Annotated in this window: 4 protein-coding genes; 2 read left to right on the top strand and 2 right to left on the bottom strand. The window is 57.9% G+C overall.

Annotated elements, in window-relative coordinates; all coding sequences use genetic code 11:
• A partial coding sequence (locus ACH2EH_RS14260) for a non-canonical purine NTP pyrophosphatase (RefSeq protein ID WP_395142711.1) occupies nucleotides 1-208 on the bottom strand: 208 nt, incomplete at its 3' end.
• A 156-nt stretch (nucleotides 209-364) separates the two neighbouring features.
• Nucleotides 365-2,839: a zinc-dependent metalloprotease gene (locus ACH2EH_RS14255; protein ID WP_395142710.1), complete on the bottom strand. Its 2,475-nt coding sequence runs from the start codon at nucleotides 2,837-2,839 to the stop codon at nucleotides 365-367.
• A gap of 244 nt (nucleotides 2,840-3,083) precedes the next feature.
• Between ACH2EH_RS14255 and ACH2EH_RS14250 the strand changes: the two genes are divergently transcribed.
• Together ACH2EH_RS14250 and groEL are read left to right on the top strand one after the other, a co-directional pair.
• Complete coding sequence (locus ACH2EH_RS14250) at nucleotides 3,084-3,371, top strand: co-chaperone GroES (RefSeq protein WP_309691002.1); 288 nt, start codon at nucleotides 3,084-3,086, stop codon at nucleotides 3,369-3,371.
• A 6-nt stretch (nucleotides 3,372-3,377) separates the two neighbouring features.
• The coding region (gene groEL / locus ACH2EH_RS14245) for a chaperonin GroEL (protein ID WP_395142709.1) at nucleotides 3,378-4,196 on the top strand (819 nt) is incomplete at its 3' end.

Below are 4,196 nucleotides of genomic sequence, written 5' to 3'. Positions count from 1 at the left end.
AGATGCCACTGTCATCGGCCAGCGCGGGAAGCCCCGTGTGCTGCGCGGCGGAGAGTGCCTTGATGCGAGCGTTTTCCAAAAATGTCGCGCCGGTTTCTTCCGGGTCTGGCGCATCGCCCGGGAGCGGCAAAAGCTCAAGGCCCGGGAGAAGCTGCTGCATCTCCTCGACCTTGTGGGCATTACGTGTCGCCAGAATGATTTTTTGCATATTTCTCCTCGCCCCCATGAACGGGGGCGTCTTATTGTCCTCGTTCCTCGGACACAAAGGGCGGAACGCCCATAGCCGAGTTTACTCGGTATGGCCCGAAGTGGCCTTTGTGTCGGCGAAGCCGTCAATAAGACGCTCCCGTTCATGGGAGCGAATCTATTTCTTCGGGTTCAGCACCTCGTCAATCAGCTTCCAGGAATCCGTGATATGGAGCTGTGTCGCCCGATCCGCCGACTTGCCCTTAGTAGCAGCCAGAAGGGCCAGGATATCGGTGAGGGCGCTACGAACGTGCAGCTTGGCCTCGCCAGAGAGTGGGCCAGAGTTGGCGTTGCGGCGTCCTCCCGGTGCTCCGCCTAAGGGAGAAACAAGAGCGGCGGGCGGGTCGAGCTTACTGACCAGGGCATCTAGGTAGGTGCGCTGGAGATTGCGACGGTAGAGATCGGTCATGATTTTGGGCTGAGTCAGCTCGCGGAAGATACCGCGCTTCAGGTCGTTCAGAAACTCCCCAACCGGATAGGCAGCCGCAGGGGCAGTCACTTCAAACTCGACCAAGCGATTGAGGCGGCTGTCGCTAAGCAGCCCCCCGATGATACCGCGCTGTTCCCCGAGCACGCGGCTCACGATCCCTGTTGCCGTTGCCTTGCCGGTGATCTCAGGGTGCACCAGTAAGGAATGCGTCGTAAAAACCAAGTCGTTAAAGAGCTGGACGGCTGCCTTCTGCCGTGCTTTGGACACCGGGGTGTAGTTCGGGTTGCTACTCTGCCCGGCATGGTACTCGGTCTCGGTGACGCCGCCAACAATGGTTAGAACATGACTTAGCTCCAGAGAACGCTGACCTAAAACCTCGCTGTACATCTTTCCCAGCTCGGAGAAATCCTCGCCAGGCTTCAGGACAGCAGACGAGAGCCAGCCCAGCGTGCGCTCCAGGTTCTTCATGCCCAGCCGGGTTGCCTCGACTCCATCGGCGCTCAGATCCTCAGTCTGACGACCGGGATCGTCGCCCGATGGGTTGCCAAAGCGCAGCATCGGGTTGGTGAGCTGACGGTTCGCGATCGCATTGAGGTAGGTTTTCTCATCCTCGGAAGTCTTTGCCCCAGGAAAAACGGAGTAGCCCCACTCCACGGCAAAGTGATCGTAGACCCCGATCTTGGGCATGAGCTGAGTGACTTTATCCTCGGGCTGCGCGACATAGTTGTTGCGCGCGTAGTCCATGATCGAGGGTGTCGTGCCCCACTGCGCTGTCCACTTTGGGTCGCGCAGCAGCTTGATCGGCACCGACGAGCTAGACTTCATGTTGTGGGGGAAGCCCAGCGTGTGCCCGACCTCGTGGGTAACCACGTAGGCCAGCAGATCGCCTGTCAGCGCCTCCGGAAACGGCAGCTTACGAGCACGGGGGTCGGAGTGACTCGCCTGTACGAAGTACCAGTTCTGGATCAAACTCAGGATATTATGGAATATCTTAGGGCTCCCATTGAGAATCTCGCCCGTGCGCGGATCGGAGAGATGCGGGCCGTAGGCGTTCTCCACTCCCGAGGGCAGCCAGCGCACGACCGTGTAGCGGATGTCCTCGTCGTCAAACTCCGGGTCTTCGTCCTTGGTGGGAATGTCCCGGCAGACGACGGCATTTTTGAAGCCCGCTTTCTCAAAAGCGGCGTTCCACTGCTCGATCCCCTTCTTGATATACGGCTTCCACTTGGTCGGAATCTCCGAGCCCAGGTAGTAGGTAATCGGCTTTACCGGCTCGGAGAGTGCTGCGTTCGGATCTTTCTTTTCGAGTCGCCAGCGGTCAATAATCGTCACGTCTTTGACTTTATTCTCGGTTCCGCCCAGCTCCTGGTAGCTCGTGGAGAACCAGCCCACACGGCTGTCAAAGAGACGCGGCATCATTGGTTTCTCAGGCAACAAAACAATGTTATGGTTAATGACCACGGTATCCGCGCCTGCTCCTCCTGCCGCCGGAAGCCCAAAGGGGCTGGGAGGAGCGCCGCCCGCACGGGTTCCTGTCACTTTCACGAGGACGTTCTGGGGGAAGGACTTCATGCTCTCCACGAAGCTACGGCTGGCATCAAAGCTCGCACCAAAGAGGCTGGAGTAGATCAGCGGGGACGCATCAATGACCATCGCCTCGCTGTCGCCGTAGGCCGCGACACTGTAGACTCCCAGGATCGGCTCGATACTGCCTTTCTCTAGGGCACGTTTCACATCGCCGTGGTTCTCGTTGGCGCGGATGCGGTAGCTCACGCCGCGCATCAGCACTTTATCGCCGCGCTTCTCGAAGCGAATCACCCTATCTTGCACTTCTGTTTGGCCAAAGCCATAGAACGCCGACGAGCGCTCGGTGGTGGTGACCCACATGACTTCTTTACCAAGAACCGACTTGGGGATCTCGAAGTAGTACTTCTCGTCCACTTGGTGGGTCTTGAAAAGCCCCGTGGTATCCGACTTCGCCTCTTTGGTGATCACCTCGGCGTAAGGCTTGGGTTTACCAGCAGCCACGGGAGCGGTCGCTCCCGGCGGAGGGCCTCCCTGAGGCCTGCCCCCTGCCGGAGGGGTGGGCGGTTGTTGTGCAAGCGCAACGGCAGGCAAGATCAGTGCAAGCGCCGCAGCAGCGGCGGAAAAACGATGAGACACGATTGTTCAGGCTCCTCGAAAACAGTATAAGATCGGGCACGGCCAGAGCCGCTCCCGCTATTATAATCGCTAAAGATGAAAAATTAATACACGCCGCAATTTTTCAGACTTGTCTTATTCCCTCTCTTGTCCCTCTCTCCTGCGAAAACCTCCGAAAATCTCTTGACTTTTTTGTGACACTCGGTATAATTTCCGTTGGCACTCTAAAGCCAAGACTGCTAATTTTGGCGTGAAAGAACAACGCATGACAATTCGACCCCTAGGTGACAAAGTCGTGGTTAAACCGTCTGAGTCCGATGAAAAATCGGCGGGCGGTATCTACCTCCCCGACACGGCAAAGACCAAGCCGACTGAAGGCACTGTAATCGCGGCAGGCAATGGCCGCATTCTCGACAGCGGAGAGCGCAACGCCCTCAGCGTCAAAGTCGGTGATACCGTTATCTATAGTAAGTACGGCGGCACTGAATTCAAGCTCAACAATGAGACCGTGATCATCCTCGACGAGGACCAGATCTACGCAATTAAGGGATAAGACACTATGGCAAGTAAAGAACTGCTTTTTGATGAGGCGGCACGGCGCGCCCTTGAGCGTGGGGCCAATGCGGTCGCCAACGCGGTGAAAGTGACCCTCGGGCCTCGTGGCCGCAACGTGGTCATTGAGAAGAAGTGGGGCTCCCCCACAATCACCAAAGACGGCGTCACGGTCGCCAAAGAGATCGAGCTGGAAGATAAGTTCGAGAACATGGGCGCTCAGCTCGTGAAAGAAGTCGCCAGCAAGACCAACGACATCGCCGGTGATGGCACCACGACGGCAACCGTTCTGGCCCAGGCTATCGTCAACGAAGGCCTGCGCTACGTCGCCGCCGGTGGCGCTCCGCTGTCCGTGAAAAAAGGTATTGACAAGGCCGTGGAAGTGGCTGTCGCCGCGCTCAAGGCCAACGCAATCCCCGTTGATGGCGAGATGGTTGCTCAAGTCGCCGCCATCTCCGGCAACAACGACAAAGAGATCGGTGAGATCATCGCCGACGCACTAGACAAAGTGGGCAAAGACGGCGTGATCACGGTCGAGGAGTCCCGTGGCCGCGAGACGACGCTCGAAGTGGTTGAGGGAATGCAGTTCGACAAGGGCTACGTCTCCCCCTACTTCGTCACCGACACCGAGCGCATGGAAGGCATCTTCGAGAACGCCTTTATTCTCTTCTACGAGAAGAAAGTCAGCTCGGCTGCCGATTTGGTGCCCATTCTTGAGCAAGTGATGCAGACCCGCCGTCCGCTGCTCATCATCGCCGAAGACCTCGACGGTGATGCGCTGGCAACCATGGTGGTCAACAAGATCCGTGGCATCCTGAATGTCGCC

This window comes from Armatimonas sp., from assembly GCF_043760365.1.
Lineage (GTDB): Bacteria > Armatimonadota > Armatimonadia > Armatimonadales > Armatimonadaceae > Armatimonas.
This window is presented reverse-complemented; position numbering and strand designations above follow the sequence as displayed.

Excerpts from the sequence above, each read along its gene's own strand:
- ACH2EH_RS14250 (WP_309691002.1), top strand. The coding sequence starts at position 3,084 with ATGACAATTCGACCCCTAGGTGACAAAGTCGTGGTTAAACCGTCTGAG.